At 69.9% G+C, this 13,426-nt stretch carries 17 protein-coding genes, 1 tRNA gene and 3 pseudogenes; 6 read left to right on the top strand and 15 right to left on the bottom strand.

What is annotated here, in order from left to right; genetic code table 11:
• Positions 1-105: 105 nt before the first annotated feature.
• The 3 genes and pseudogenes from ACZ6KF_RS24790 to ACZ6KF_RS24780 form a co-directional block, all read right to left on the bottom strand.
• Positions 106-1,269, bottom strand: coding sequence for a cellulase family glycosylhydrolase (locus tag ACZ6KF_RS24790; RefSeq protein ID WP_469240405.1), 1,164 nt, complete (start codon positions 1,267-1,269; stop codon positions 106-108).
• Between the two features lie 165 nt (positions 1,270-1,434).
• Entirely contained in the window at positions 1,435-1,818 is a 384-nt protein-coding gene (locus ACZ6KF_RS24785) for a hypothetical protein (RefSeq protein ID WP_469158772.1), read from the bottom strand.
• 384 nt (positions 1,819-2,202) lie between these two features.
• A pseudogene (locus tag ACZ6KF_RS24780) lies at positions 2,203-2,460 on the bottom strand (nucleotidyltransferase domain-containing protein); the annotation flags it as partial.
• Between the two features lie 204 nt (positions 2,461-2,664).
• Here ACZ6KF_RS24780 and ACZ6KF_RS24775 point away from each other — a divergent pair.
• Positions 2,665-2,737, top strand: a tRNA-Arg gene (locus ACZ6KF_RS24775).
• A gap of 230 nt (positions 2,738-2,967) precedes the next feature.
• Here the strand turns inward: ACZ6KF_RS24775 and ACZ6KF_RS24770 are convergent.
• From ACZ6KF_RS24770 to ACZ6KF_RS24715, 12 genes and pseudogenes are all read right to left on the bottom strand, one after another.
• Positions 2,968-3,291 carry a helix-turn-helix domain-containing protein gene (locus ACZ6KF_RS24770; RefSeq protein WP_469240403.1) on the bottom strand — a complete coding sequence of 108 codons (324 nt, stop codon included), beginning with the start codon at positions 3,289-3,291 and terminating at the stop codon, positions 2,968-2,970.
• A complete protein-coding gene (locus ACZ6KF_RS24765; RefSeq protein ID WP_469240401.1) occupies positions 3,291-3,659 on the bottom strand; it encodes a type II toxin-antitoxin system RelE/ParE family toxin in 369 nt (122 codons plus the stop codon). The genes ACZ6KF_RS24770 and ACZ6KF_RS24765 overlap by 1 nt, the downstream gene beginning before the upstream one ends.
• 332 nt (positions 3,660-3,991) lie before the next feature.
• Positions 3,992-5,143 (bottom strand): tyrosine-type recombinase/integrase, encoded by a 1,152-nt coding sequence (locus ACZ6KF_RS24760; protein WP_469240399.1) that lies wholly within the window; start codon positions 5,141-5,143, stop codon positions 3,992-3,994.
• Positions 5,143-5,325, bottom strand: coding sequence for a helix-turn-helix domain-containing protein (locus tag ACZ6KF_RS24755; RefSeq protein WP_469240398.1), 183 nt, complete (start codon positions 5,323-5,325; stop codon positions 5,143-5,145). The genes ACZ6KF_RS24760 and ACZ6KF_RS24755 overlap by 1 nt, the downstream gene beginning before the upstream one ends.
• A complete protein-coding gene (locus tag ACZ6KF_RS24750; RefSeq protein ID WP_469240397.1) occupies positions 5,318-6,613 on the bottom strand; it encodes a replication initiator in 1,296 nt (431 codons plus the stop codon). The genes ACZ6KF_RS24755 and ACZ6KF_RS24750 overlap by 8 nt, the downstream gene beginning before the upstream one ends.
• A 154-nt stretch (positions 6,614-6,767) precedes the next feature.
• Positions 6,768-7,046, bottom strand: coding sequence for a SpdD protein (locus ACZ6KF_RS24745; RefSeq protein WP_469240396.1), 279 nt, complete (start codon positions 7,044-7,046; stop codon positions 6,768-6,770).
• Positions 7,039-7,233, bottom strand: a complete 195-nt coding sequence (locus tag ACZ6KF_RS24740; RefSeq protein ID WP_469240394.1) for a hypothetical protein — start codon at positions 7,231-7,233, stop codon at positions 7,039-7,041. The genes ACZ6KF_RS24745 and ACZ6KF_RS24740 overlap by 8 nt, the downstream gene beginning before the upstream one ends.
• 15 nt (positions 7,234-7,248) lie before the next feature.
• A complete protein-coding gene (locus ACZ6KF_RS24735) occupies positions 7,249-7,440 on the bottom strand; it encodes a mobile element transfer protein (RefSeq protein ID WP_004986816.1) in 192 nt (63 codons plus the stop codon).
• 12 nt (positions 7,441-7,452) lie between these two features.
• Positions 7,453-8,112, bottom strand: a complete 660-nt coding sequence (locus tag ACZ6KF_RS24730; protein WP_469240392.1) for a DUF2637 domain-containing protein — start codon at positions 8,110-8,112, stop codon at positions 7,453-7,455.
• A gap of 87 nt (positions 8,113-8,199) precedes the next feature.
• Positions 8,200-9,577 (bottom strand): annotated as a pseudogene (locus ACZ6KF_RS24725) (FtsK/SpoIIIE domain-containing protein).
• A complete protein-coding gene (locus ACZ6KF_RS24720) occupies positions 9,577-9,933 on the bottom strand; it encodes an SCO3933 family regulatory protein (protein ID WP_469240390.1) in 357 nt (118 codons plus the stop codon). Before ACZ6KF_RS24720 ends, ACZ6KF_RS24725 begins: the two are co-directional and overlap by 1 nt.
• Positions 9,934-10,088: 155 nt before the next feature.
• Complete coding sequence (locus tag ACZ6KF_RS24715; RefSeq protein ID WP_469240388.1) at positions 10,089-10,874, bottom strand: GntR family transcriptional regulator; 786 nt, start codon at positions 10,872-10,874, stop codon at positions 10,089-10,091.
• 107 nt (positions 10,875-10,981) lie between these two features.
• Here ACZ6KF_RS24715 and ACZ6KF_RS24710 point away from each other — a divergent pair, with 107 nt between their 5' ends.
• The 5 genes and pseudogenes from ACZ6KF_RS24710 to ACZ6KF_RS24690 all read left to right on the top strand — a co-directional run bounded on the left by ACZ6KF_RS24710 (position 10,982) and on the right by ACZ6KF_RS24690 (position 13,401).
• Positions 10,982-11,389: an NUDIX hydrolase gene (locus ACZ6KF_RS24710; RefSeq protein ID WP_469240531.1), complete on the top strand. Its 408-nt coding sequence runs from the start codon at positions 10,982-10,984 to the stop codon at positions 11,387-11,389.
• Between the two features lie 46 nt (positions 11,390-11,435).
• Positions 11,436-11,867: an ATP-binding protein gene (locus ACZ6KF_RS24705; RefSeq protein WP_469240529.1), complete on the top strand. Its 432-nt coding sequence runs from the start codon at positions 11,436-11,438 to the stop codon at positions 11,865-11,867.
• A 98-nt stretch (positions 11,868-11,965) separates the two neighbouring features.
• A complete protein-coding gene (locus tag ACZ6KF_RS24700) occupies positions 11,966-12,208 on the top strand; it encodes a hypothetical protein (RefSeq protein ID WP_469240386.1) in 243 nt (80 codons plus the stop codon).
• A complete protein-coding gene (locus ACZ6KF_RS24695; protein ID WP_469240384.1) occupies positions 12,205-12,582 on the top strand; it encodes a hypothetical protein in 378 nt (125 codons plus the stop codon). The genes ACZ6KF_RS24700 and ACZ6KF_RS24695 overlap by 4 nt, the downstream gene beginning before the upstream one ends.
• Before the next feature lie 314 nt (positions 12,583-12,896).
• Positions 12,897-13,401 (top strand): annotated as a pseudogene (locus ACZ6KF_RS24690) (hypothetical protein).
• Positions 13,402-13,426 lie beyond the last annotated feature (25 nt).

Below are 13,426 nucleotides of genomic sequence, written 5' to 3'. Positions count from 1 at the left end.
CGGGCGTGGCCGACACGGATCACCGGCGGACGTCGCGGCGGACGTCGCAGACTTCGGATTTCCGGCGGACACGGCACCGCCGGCCCGACTCACCGGCGGACACGGCTAACGGTCGGCCGGTCCGCCCCGGACCACGCAGGAGCGGGAGTTCTCCCAGCCCCAGCCGTCGCCGTCGGGATCGGTGGCGCTGCCGTTCTGGCAGTAGGGGTAGCCGTTCGGCGCGGTGCCGCCTCCGCTCCCGGTGCCGCCGAACACGGACGCCTCGCGGGAGGTGGCGGCGATGCCATTGGCCCCGTTGACGAGGCGCTGCCCCCAAGTGGTCAGCTGGCCGGCGTTGAAGTTGCTGACCACGTCGAGGTATTCGACGCCGCCGCCGTTGCCGCTCCAGGACCAGCCGAGGTAACCGAGCCGCAGGCTCTGGGCGGTGGCCATGATGGCGTCCTCGTCGGGGTTGCCGTCGCTGTGGTTGTTCCCGAACTCTCCGACCACGATGGGCAGTCGGGCGTTGACGAAGGCGTTGAGGTAGCTCTGCACCTCGGCCGCGGTGTCGTACACGCCGTACATGTGGATGGAGAAGATGGTGTTGCGCGCGGGGTCGGAGTTGAACACCGCGGAGGCATTCGAGCGCATGGTGCCGGACCAGTCCTGCCCCCAGTTGGGCGCGTCCACCATCAGCGCGTGCCGGAAGCCGGCGCCGCGCATCCGGGAGATGGCCTGCTGGGTGGCGGAGGTCCACTGGGTGTAGTTGGTGTTTCCGTACGGCTCGTTGCCGATGTTGATGACGACGTAATTCTCCTGGCCGACGAGCGCGCTCTTGATACCGGTCCAGTAGTCGACGGCCTGGCTCAGCGTGGCCGCGCCGGAGTCTTCTCCATAACCGGTGGTGTCATGCGCTTCGAGCACGCATATCAGCCGGTTCGCCTTGCACTGGGAGACGATCCCGGACACCTCGGAGGCGGAGGTACGGGTCCATTTGTGCCCGGTGGCGAGAACGACCCGGACGGTGTTCGCTCCCTTGGCCTTGATGGCGGCCAGGGAGCTGCTCGTCTGGCCGGGGTACCAGGCGTGAGCATGGTTGATGCCGCGCATCACGAAGTCGTTGCCGTTCGACTCGAGGATGCGGCCGTTGCTGACATGAATTCCGGTGGCGGCGTGGGCGGTGCCCGAGAGCCCGAATACGGAACCGGCCAGACCGATCATTCCGGCCGTGAAGGCGACTGCGGCTCTGCGCATGATTTTGGGCAGGGATGTGCGTACAGACAGGGTCATGCCCTCTCCTGATGATGTGGGGTGTGCGGCTCTTGTCCTGCTCTACGAGGCCGAACTTGCCTCGGTGGCAGGAGTGTTGGAGACTTAACCGGTTTAGTCAACCGTTCCGGCAGTTCGGATCCGGCCGGACTTTTCCCGGGCGGTGAACGCACCCCTGCCGGACGATCAGATCCCGAGCCGGTCGAGAACCTCGGCGACCAGCGCGTCGGCGGCGTCGAGGACGGCGTGCAGCGCATCGGGCGCGGCTCCCGACGGGACGAACAACTCGTGGGCCCGAGTGGCGAATCGGGCGGGCGCGACGCCGAGCCGCCCGGCGGCCTCGACGGCCCCCTTCTCATTGAGCACCCAGCAGCGGGCGTGAGCGTGCAGGGCGTGGACGAGCAACCCGACGGCGCGGAAGAGACAGCCGGCGACGTAGAAGGCGTCACCACGGGCGGCACCCTTACGAGCCCCGGCGAGGATGAAGGGCGCCTCCCAGCGGGCATTGCCGATCAGCGCGTCGCGCAGGGCCTCGGGATAACGCCGGACCTCCTGCTGCAGCGCCCGCAACTCCCCGCGCGGATCGGCGAGGACACGTCCGAGGGCGAGCTCACCGACGTAGGAGTGGGAGTAGACGCCCAGCGGGTGCCCGGCCTGGACCCCGACCTCGAAACGCCCTCGCCGGCAGTCCTGCCAGATCCGCCGGACACGGTCGAGATCCCGGTAGATCCAGTCGACGCGGTGGCGGGGAGGGGGTGGGGGACATGGGAGGCGTGGCGGCGCCGGGGGTGGGGGCGCTGGGTGCGCTGAGGGCGGGGGCGCTGCGTGCGCTGGGGGTGCTGGGAGCGCTGGGGGTCGGGGCGCTGGGGGCGCTGGGGGTGCTGGGAGCGCTGGGGACGGGGACGCTCGGGGCGCTGAGGGCGGGGGCGCTGGGTGCGCTGGGGACGTCACCGGGATGGTCAGCCACGCCCCGCCGTCCACCCAGGGCCCCCAGCCACCGGGTTCGGTCACTTCGACGGGCCCACCGGTCAGCTCGCCGGCGAGCCGACGGAGGGCGTCGGTGTCGGGCGGAGTGTGAGGTCGGTAGTACAGACCGAGGTCGTAGTCGGAGTCGACCCGATGGGCGCCGCGTGCCCGACTGCCACCGAGGGTGACGCCGACGATGCCGGGGATGCGGGCGAGCCGGTGGGCGATCTCGGGGAGACGATCCATGGGACGAGTGTGCGGGGGCGGGTCTCGGGGAGCGAGCGCGTTTTCACCGGCGCTGCTCACCCGCCCCAGCGCCCGGATTACGGCGGCCAGGTCACCACATCTTCAACCAGCTCCTCCCCCGCCCACCCCGAACCCCCACCAGCGCCCACCGAAGCCCTGATCCGGTACCCTGTGGATCGAGCGCCCTGCCGGGCGCCGCATCACGCCTTCGTAGCTCAGGGGATAGAGCACCGCTCTCCTAAAGCGGGTGTCGCAGGTTCGAATCCTGCCGGGGGCACAGAGAAACACCTGGTCAGAGGCCCTTTCGTCCGACGGACGGGAGGGCCTTCGTACGCGCGACACAGCGCCAGGGCGGACCAGACCCACGTCTGGCCACCCTTCCGGCGCGTTCTTGGCCGAGCCGCCGGCGCGCGGCAGGCTCGCCCGATTCATCTCATCCTCAAGGCATCCGCGACGCGCACCGACTCAGGTCGGCGACATCGTCGACGGACCGAGCGCGGCTCGGTTTCAGGCGGCGTGTGGGGTGAAGGTGACGTGGGAGTCACCCTCGTCGATGGCCACGTTCAGGGTGCCGTCGAGGGCCTTGGCCAGGCGTCGCAGCAGCGGGAGAGTGGGCACAGTGTCGCCGCCCTCCATCCGGGACACCTGAGGCTGCGTCATCCCAGCCCGCTCGGCCAGTTCGGCCTGGGACAGGCCAAGCTCGATCCGACGGTCGTAGACCGCCTGCCCGAGATCGCCAGCCAGCCGCGCGTCGACGTACTCCTGGTCGTACTCCACCGTCTCACCCGCAAGCTGCCGGGCCCGGCGCGTCTTCCACGTGCTGTGATTCATCAACTCTCCTTGCGCCGTTCGTAGGTGTGCTCGGCTCGGCCGTGCTCGGCCTCGCAGACCTTCTGGGCCTGCTGCGCACGCTCGACTTCCGCCGCCTCGCGCATCCTCGTCTTACGGAACACCGTCAGCAGAACGATCCGCTGCCCGGGAGCTAGCCAGTACGGGATGCGCACGGCCTCGCCGTCCAGTTCGAAGCGCAGCTCACGCAGCTTGCCGCCCAGGTGCCGCGAGTACGGCTCACCAAGCGTCGTCGGCTCGTCCAAGAGACGGTCCGTCTTGTCCTCCACACGCCGGTAGAGGCGGAACGGAAGCAACTCCAGCCAGTCCCGCACCTCGGGTTCGATCTCGATCTCCCACCGCTCCGCCATGCAATCAACGGTATATACCTCCAATTGCATAGCGCAAGCCTTAACGGGCCTCCGCGGCCTGCGGCACGAGGTCGCCCCCGTTCAGTCGACGCGGAACGGATACAGCACACATGAGGACGAGAAGCCCTATAAACACGTGAGAACTACGGAGGAGTGTTTCCCCAGGTCAGACACCCTGTGACCCACGTTTCCGCAGGTCACAGCCCCGCCCAAGGAGAACTCCTAAAGCGGGTGTCGCAGGTTCGAATCCTGCCGGGGGCACCAGGCAAAAGGCCCCGGACCGATCATGGTCCGGGGCCTTTGACATCCACTTCTGACATCAACGGCGTCGGTCACTGACGACCGGGACGCCGCTTCCTGAGTAGCCGGTCCATGTGGCTCATGGCCTCCCGCTGCGTGTCCTGCACGACGTGCGTGTAGACATCCATGGTGATGCTGATCTGGGAGTGCCCCAGGATCTCCATCACCACGCGGGGCGCGACGGCCGCCGTGAGGAGCGTGGCCGTGCCGTGCCGGGCGTCGTGCAGCCGGATCACCCGGAGGCCGGCGGACCGGGCGACGCGGGTGAAGGATCGGTAGAGGTTCCGCGGCTCGACCGGGCGGCCGGTGCGGGTGGTGAAGACGTAGTCCGACTCACGCCAGGTCTCCCCCGCTTTCACCCGAGCCGCCACCTGCCGCATCCGGTGCCAGCGCAGGGGCGCAATGCAGAGCGCGGGCAGCGGGACGGCACGGCGACGACGGCTCTTGGGATCGTCGTCGTACAACACGCCCCGGCGCCGCTGCACCTGCTGACGGACGTACAGCACGCGGCCGTCGAGGTCGACGTCCGACCAGCGCAGGCCCACGATCTCTCCCCTGCGGAGCCCCATGGCGATGGCGAGCACGAAGGCCGCGTACAGCGGGTCCTTACGGGAGGCCGCCAGGAAGTCGAGCGTCTCGTCCAGAGTCCAGGGCTTCAGTTCGCGGTTGTCTGTGCGAGGAGGTTCGACGAGCTTGGCCACGTTCCGCGTGATCAGTTCCTCGCGGCACGCCGAGGACAGCGCCGAACGCAGCACACGGTGTGCCTCCTTGGCCGTCGCCGCCGTGGTCTTCTCCTCCAGGCGGACGAGGAAGCGGCGCACGTCTGCGACGCCCAGCGATTCGAGCCGCTTGGCACCGAGGAGCGGTACCAGGTAGAGCCGGACGTGCGCTTCGTACTTGTCGTACGTGCTGAGCTTCCGCCGAGGCTTGATGACGTTGTCCAGCCAGTACGGCAGCCACTCGGCGAGTCTGGCCGACCGGGTCGGCACGGGCACGCCCTGGTCGACCTTGTCGAGCAGTTCCCGACGCTTGGCGTCGCACTCGGCCCAGGTCTTGCCGTAGGCGAACTTGCGGGCACGGGTGCCGTCCGGTTGGAGGACGTACACCGCGCACTGGAAACGGCCGTCCTTGCGCTTGGTGATGGTGCCGGCGCCGTTGGGGTTCCGCTTGCGTTGCTGGGCCATCAGGCCGCCGCCTCCAGTTCGTTGGTGATGTACTCGCGGACGGCCCGCGCCGGGATGCGGCGACACCGGCCGATGGTGATCGAGGGCAGGCGACGGGAACGGATCAGGTCGTAGACCGTGGAGCGACCGACCTTCAGCCCCGCCATCACTTCGGGCACCGTCAGCAGCTCGTCATCACGCATGGGTCGGTTCTCCTTCCGTTCCGGGAGCGGGTTCGAGGGTTTCGGCGAGCCAGGCTTCGGCGTCGGTGAGGCCGGTTCCGGCGTAGATCCAGTGCGCGAGGACGAGGGTGGTGTCCGGGTCGGTCTCGTTCGCTGCCAGGGCTTGTGCGCGACGCCATGCGGCGCGAACGTCGCGGAGGGCGCCGAGGGTGGTGGAGTAGCGGCGGGACTTGGTGGAGAAGTGGCCGCGGAAGCCGAGCATGTGGGCCCAGGCACGCAGGCGGAGGTGTTCGAGGTCCTTGCGCGCGCCGAGGGTCCAGGCGGTGCGGATGAGCCGACGGGCGTGGTCGCTGATGTCGAGCTGGGCGAGTTCGGCGAGGAACCTCAGCGGCCGGTCCAGAGCTCCCGTCGCCGTCTCGGCGCCCTTGGTGGCGTATTTGGCGATGTACGCGGCCACGGCCCGTTCGGTCAGTTCCTGACCGCCGTCGAAGTCGGCCGAGCGGATGGTGCGGACGTCGAGCTGACTACCGAAGGCGAAGGCATGAGCCCGGCCGTCGATGACCGGGCCGTCCACGCGGGCGGCGGTGGCGGCAGCGCGGATGGCATCGGTGAGCAGTTCGGCGGTGGCCCAGGCGGGAGGCGGGGTGTCGCCGCCCTCGGGGCCGTCGAGGCGGATGACGGCGTGGAAGTGGACGGCTCCGCGTTTCTGGTACTCGGCGACCTTGGCGAAGGACACCCGGGCGTACTCGCGGAAAGCTCGCTGGGTGAGGCCGGCGCGCTTGGCGACCTCCCGGCGCAGGTAGATGGAGAAGCGCCGCCACAGCGGACCGGCGTGCGCGTTCCAGAGGACGGCGGCTTCGTAGTCGTAGGTGTCCGGGTCGAGCGGGGTGCCGAGTACGGGGTCGTCCTGGTCGTGGAGCGCGCCGCAGCGGCAGCGGCGGGCCGGGCCGGCCGGGCCGGTGGGGCGGTTGTGGACCGGGCCGAAGCTGGGCGCGGTGAAGGTGGCGAAGACGCGCGGGTGGGCGGCGACGCGTTCGGGGACGCCCTTGCCGCCGCGCAGTCCGGAGGTGATCAGGTGGAAGGTGTCGCGGCGGTACACCTCAGCGCAGGCCACGCAGCGGGTCGTGCGGCGGTTGTTGCAGCGGACCAAGAGGTGACCGGCCGGGAGGCTGGAGGAGTCGAGGTGGTGGAGGACGCCACCGATCTCGCCGGTGCGGGTGTCGACGGCGTACTCGGTGCGGTGGCCGTCGAGGCGGATCGGGTGCGTGCAGCCGCCGAGGCCGGCGAGCTGGCGCAGGAGTGCGGGCATGGTGCCGAGGGCGGCCAGTTCGCCAAGTTGGTGGAACGGAGGCGGAGTGGCGCGGGTGATGATGGCTTTCTCCTTCTGCTTCGGCTGGAGGGAGACGGCCCCCGGGGGCGGCGGATGCTTGGCGGTATCGAGGCCGCCCCGGGAGGCTGGTGCGTCAGCGGTGGTGCTGGTCGCGGAGCAGCGAGCGCAGGACTACGGCGGCGACGGCCACGGAGACGGCCGTGACGGCGACGGCGGCCAGGAGCGCGGTCAGCACGACGCCGCCAACGAGGACGACCGCGACCGCTCCGGTGCTGACGGAGATCTGAGGAGCTGGCCGCCGAGCCGGCACCTGGTCGGCCACGGTGTGGGGGTGCACGGGCGGCGGCGTCGGGCTGTCGGGGTACTTGGGCAGGAACGCGGCGAAGCTCTCCTTACCTACTCGTCTAGTCATGTGAGCCGTTGGCGATGCCCACGCCGGAGCGCGTACCGGACTCGATGGCGGGGGCCAGGAAGGTGTCCGAGAGCCAGAAGCCGAAGAGGGCGATCAGGACGACGATCCACGTGCGGACGCCGAGGAACTTGACCGCTCCCCAGGCGAAGAAGCCGAGGAGGACGACGAGCGGCAGGCTGACGGTCACGGTGTGCGGGTCCTTTCAGCGGACGGGGCAGCGGTGGGTACGGGCGGCCAGTTCGGCGGCGGCCCGGCTGTCGTAGTCGGCGGAAAAGCCGCAGCGCGGGGCCGTGCAGGCAGCGGTGTGCTTCTCCCGACCGCGACCGTCGTAGGACGTGCCGACCTGGACGGGGCCGATGCGGGTGACGGAGCGGAAGCGGCGGTTGGCGCTCATGTGGGTCTCCTCTCAGAGCTGGGCAGCGATGGCGTCGGCCATGGGCGGCGGGACGCCGAGGCGGGCGCGCAGGGTCGGGGTGTCGATGGCCGTTCCGGTGCGGGCGTGGTGCTCGGCGGCGACTTTGCGGGCGTGCTCGACCAGGGCGGCCGGGACGGCGACCGGCGGCGGGGCCGGAGGCGGACTCGGTACCGGCTCGGCCGTCGGAGGCGCCGGGGGTTCCGGTGCGGGATCGGGCGCGTCCTCCTGGTCCTCAATGTCTTGGGGCACCTCCTGGCCCACGGCGTCACTGGTCTCGTCGTGCGTGGTCGGCGACGAGTGGACGAGGAGGGTTCCGCCGAGGAAGGCGACCGCGGGCCAGCCCGCGACGAGGATGCGGAGCCAGGCCGGCACGTGGTCCAAGTCGAGCAGTCCGGCGGTAGCAACGTTCGCGCCGAGGGACGCGGCGAGGGCGATCAGGAACCAGCACCACCCGGCCGCTTTCGCGTCGCCGGACCGCAGTCGGCGCCAGGCGGCGACGAGCAGCAGGTCGACCGAGACGGGATAGGCCCACGCCTTCCACCCGTCCTGTCCGGCCGCCGAGGCGACGTCGTGCAGGTGGGCGAAGGACAGCGCGGCGGCGATGACCGCTTGGATGAGCACCGCGTCGACGCGGGCCAGGTGGGCGCGCATGCTGCGGCTCCTTCCAGGTTCGGGCATGGGAGGGGTAGGGACATGGCGTGAGGCAGTCACGCCGACCGGGGCTCGTGCGGACGCGGGTCAGTCGGTCACCGGGCGGGGCCGCACGACCGGGCCCGGTGTCTCGGCGGACGGCCGTACAGGGACGTCGGGCCGGAAGGGCTTGAGCGCGGGCAGGTCGGGGACCAGGTGGGCCGACTCGCGGCAGGTCTCGGCGGCGTCGCCGAGGGAGAGGTACGGCGTGCGGATGCGGGACCAACCGCCGGAGGTGTCGCCGGCCACGGCGAGGCCGGGCCGTTCGGGGGCGATGGCGCAGGCGGCGGAGACCGCTTCGGGGGCAATGTCGCCGAGCGCCATCTTGGCGGAGGCTTCGTCGTTGACGCGGTGGCAGACGCGGCCGGTCAACTGGGCCCGCAGCATGGTCGCGCCCTTGCCCAGCTCGGCGCCGAAGCGCTGGCCGCAGACCTCCAGGTAGATGCCGGCGGCCCGGCCGAGCTGGGCGAGCCGGATGCGCTGGGTAACCATCTCGTCCCGGCGTTCCTCGTCCTTCTTCGTGGCGACGAGGAAGAGTTCGGCCACCTCATCGACGAACAGCACGACGGGCACCCGGCGTTCGTGCTCGGGCAGGCCCCAGATGTCGGAGGTGATCTCCTCGTCCGGTGTGCTCGGCGCGATGCCCGCCGGGCCTTGATCAGGTCGTACCGGTCCTCCATTTCTTTGATCAGCACGGGCAGCAGCTCGGCGGCCTGTTCCGGGTCGGTGGCGAGCGCCGACAGGCGCGGGGCGAAGGGCGCAAGTTCCACGCCCCGCTTGCAGTCGATGCCGACCAGGGCGACAGGTTGGCGGGCGAGGCCGGCGACGAGGTGCCGCAGGTACATGGACTTGCCGGACAGCGTGGCGCCGAGGGTGAGTTGGTGCGGCACGGTGCGGTAGTCGCGTATGAACGGAGTGGCGTCCTCGCGCAGCGCGACCGGCACCCGGAGCAGGTCCGGGCGGAGCTTGCGCGGCATGCGCACCCGCCGTAGCACGTCGAAGCCGACGAGCCGCAGTTCGACCACGCCCGGCTTGATCGTGGTCACGTAGACGGCGTGGACGCCCCAGGCGTGCCGCAGCCGTTCGGCGGAGGCGGCCACGTCGGCGGGTTCCTGCCCCGGGGCGAGCCGCAGACGGACCCGCAGCCCCGTCGTGGTCGGCCGGATGATCCCCCGGCGCGGCGGTACGGGCCGGACCTCACGGCGGGTGGTGGCTTTGACCGCCAGGACCCGCAGCCGGGAGGGGGCCACGGTCAGCCCGCACGCCTCCATGACGGAGCCGTAGGAGCTGAGCAGCCGGACCGTGGACACCGGTAAGCCGACCGTGGACCAGTAGACGCCGGGGTGCTTGCCCCGGGCGTAGGCGGCCCCACCGCCGAGTGCGGCGACGGGACCACCCACCTCCGAAGCGTTGCCAGATCGGTCATCAGGCCGTGGCCCCCATGGCGGCCGGGAAGGCGGCCGGAGTGACGGCGGCGGCCCGGAAGGCGATGCCGTGGCGCTGCTGTCCGTTGAACACGCTCTCCCACGGTCGGGCGACCAGGCCCGGCAGGGAGACCGGGGCACCGAGGGCGAGCCCTTCCGACACCCCGCTCTCCGGGACGGTCACCTTGATCAGGGACGACTCCCCCTCCTCGAGGTACACGACGCCGATGGTCATCAGCGCCTCACCGCTGACGGCGTCCTTCGCGATCTCGCCCGACTGCCGGTCGCGGACCTTGGGCTCGGGTGCCTCGGTCAGCAGGATCGTCGCGGCCGAGGTCTCCACACGGATGGTGCGCAAGGCTTCTTCCTATCTACTCGTCTAGACAACATGCATCCTTCGAACCCGGCTACGCGGGAACATGGATCACCTTGCCACACAACTTGCCCACTCGTCTATACGAGTATGCGTGTCGGTGTGTACGAGTCCGGAGAAGTGGCCTCGCGCACCGCCGATCAGGTCGCCGGAAGCTGGTAGGAGAGGACGTAGGCGTCGGCCGCCATCACCGTGTCGCAGACCTCCACGGCCCGCCCCGCAGTGTCGAAGGCTGTGCGGAATAGATGGATCACCGGCACGCCGGAGGCCAGTTGCAGCGTCTTCACCTCTGACGGCGAAGGCATCCGGGCCCGGATCTCTTCCTCGAAGTGGTCGAGCTGGTGGCCCAGTTCTTCGAGGCGGGCGTAGATGCCGCCGGGGCCCGGGTTGGGCTCGGCGATCTGTGTACCGCGGGCGATGTCGAGCGGGAGGTAGGACGTGGCGAACTCGACCGGTCGGCCGTCGAGCAGGTACCGGCGACGCCGGGCGAGCACACGCCGCACGGAACCCAGCCTGGTGGAGACGTCTTGGCCGGCCTTCTCCTCCTTCACCTCCAGACTGTCCACGGTGGAGTGACTGCCGGCCGCGTCGGCCTCCACGATGAACGCCGACTTTCCCTGCTCCCGGTGCCGCCGGGCGAACCGGTCGGAGGCGAGACGGCGCACGGGCGGACGGGGCCGGACGAAGACGCCCTTGCCGTGCTCGGCGTGGACCAGGCCCTCGCCCTGGAGGATCGAGAAGGAGTTCCGGACGGTCATCCGGGAGACGCCGTAGTGCTCGACCAGCTCGGCTTCGGAGGGCAGCTTCTCCCCTTCTTTGAATCGCCCACGGTCGATGGCCTCGCGCAGTTGGTCGGCGATCTGACGGAAGACCGCGCGGTCACTGGTCGGGTCGAGGCCGCCGAGGATGCTCGGTAGAGACGCCATGCGTACTCCTTTAGGTATCTAGACGAGTGGGTGAGTGTTGTTGCTACGGTGGAGAGCCTAGTCAGCCGAGAGGGCCGAGGAACGTGAGCACAGAACGCCCGCACTCCGTGAGCGTCGCCGGGGTCATCGTCGATGACCAAGGCCGGGCCCTCCTGATCAAACGCCGCGACAACGGTAAGTGGGAACCCCCGGGTGGAGTCCTCGAACGTGAGGAAACCGTCCCCGAAGCCCTTCAGCGTGAAGTCCTCGAAGAGACCGGCATCAAGATCGCACTTCCGGCGACCCTGACCGGTGTCTACAAGAACATGACGGGCCTGATCGTCTCCCTCGTCTTCCGCTGCCAGGCGGCCGACGGCACTCCGACCACGGGGGACGAGACGCGCGCCCTGCGTTGGGCCACCCGCGAGGAAGTCATTGAACTGGCCGATGAGGCGTACGCGATCCGTGTGCTCGACGCACTCGACGCGGCGTCCCCGCCGGCCATTCGCGCCCACGACGGCGTGAAACTCGTCTAGCCCGAACCCGCTGCACATGGCGGCCTACCAGCATGAAGGAACTTGTATACACGAGTATACGAGTACGGTCCGGGTCTGGGGACTGTCTTGCCCAGGTTTCCCGGAAGAGGTCAGCCGGGCCCGCCGCTGGACCCGGGACATCCTGCGCGGCTTCCCTCTGGCCGATGACGCCGAGCTGATCGTGAGCGAGCTGAGTACGAACGCGATCCTTCACACCGCCAGCGGCAGGACGTCCGGCAGCCTTCATCTGGCCGTGGCGATCTCACCGCGGGTGGTCGCCCTGTCGGTCACGGACGAGGGAGGCACCGGCACGGCCCCCAAGGCCGAGCACCAGGACGACCAGGCCGAGCACAGCCGGGGCCTGGACATGGTCAGCGCACTCGCCCACCGGGTCGTCGTCCACGACAGCCACGGCGGCCACACGGTCACCGCGGAACTCATCACCCGAGCCCGGCCAGCTGGGGGACGCCCGTGCTGACGTCCGCTCTCCCCGAAACGCCGAACGCTGGCAGGCAGCCTCTTCCGTGCCAGTGCAGGGCCGCCGCCTACCCCTTCAACGAGGTGCGCTTCATTCCCATGGGGTCACACGAGGCCAGCAGCCCGCGCCTGGCCCTGCGCTGGTTACAGGAGCGCACGCGCCACATCACCGACCAGCTCGACGCCGCGTACGCGCAGCCCGGGTTGCACTGGCTGACGGACGAGGCAGAGCACGAACGAGCTCTCGCCTACCTGACCGCAGGCACCGGCTACCAGATCACCCTCTACGACGAGAGCACCCGCTACGTCCTCGTCGCCCACCTCACGAGAGCGACCTCATGAACGGGCCCGCCCGCGGCTACTGGTGTGAATGCTGGACCGAGGACGTCACCACCACACAAGGGCCGGCACTCCTGGCCTCCTTCGACGCGTACTCGGCGCCCCAGGCGGATCGATGGGTGGCCATCGCCCTGCGCACCATCTCACCGGCACTCGACTCCGACGCATCGGACGAAGCATGGGCATGGCTGCACGACGAACGCGCCGAGACCCGAAGAGCCCTCCTGCGCTCCGAGCCGTGCACCGTGACCATCACGCACGCCCACATCTGCGTCACCTGGACGATCCGACCAGTCCTCTTCCTGCCCCTGGCACACCGGCAAAACGCTGAACTCCCAGCCTGTGCACACAGCTTCAAGCCCTGCACCACAGACTGAGTTACAACTTTCTCTACAGGTTCAAGGCGGCTCGCTCCGCTCCCCGCGCGCGGCCCGACCCCCGGCCGGGCCTGCGCTCCTGTCTCCGCCCCGCTCCAGCCCGGCCGGCGCCCGTGCCGCGCTCACGGCAGTCAGTCGCCTGATGTCAGAGAAGGGGTACGTCGTGGCTGGGGCGGTCGGCTCCACGGCTTTAGAGGTCGTTCTCTTTCCGAACCTCGTGTGTGGTTTCCGCTGGTCAGGCATGAGATAGCGGCTGGCACGGAAGTCTGGGTCCGTTGCTGACCAAGACGTCGTGGGGGTGACGGATGCCGTCGATGCGGGCGGTGTTGGAAGCGCGGCAGAAGGCCGCGGCGGTGCGGGTGGAGGATCTCGAAGCGGAGTTGGAGCGAGTGCGTGCGGCTCTGACTGAGGCGGAAGAGGTGCTCAGGCGCCGGGTGATCGGCCTGGAGCAGTATCTGGAGGCGCTGGCCGAGGAGGATGCGCCCGCCGTGGCCGTCGTGTCGCAGAGGAAGCCGGTGGGTCCGCGCCGGGCGGTGCCTCACCGCCAGGACGCGGCCGGACCCGAGGTGTTGTCGGTGGACTACCAGGCGTTGATGGCCGCCGCCCTGGGGGCGGGAGCCGATGGGCTCGGTGCCCGGCGGGCCGCGGTGGTGCTGGGCTGGGACAGCGCCTCTGCCTCCCGTGTCGAGGGAGCGAGGGCCCGGCTGAAACGGCTGGTGGAACGGGGCTGGCTGGTCGAGGAGAAACCGGGGCAGGTTCATGCTGCCCGCGCCGGAGCAGGACACTGCCGGCGCTGGGCGGCCAGGCGGCGGCTCATGAGCATGGTCATCGACCACAGGACGAC

The organism is Streptomyces sp. NPDC046379, assembly GCF_055587785.1.
This window is presented reverse-complemented; position numbering and strand designations above follow the sequence as displayed.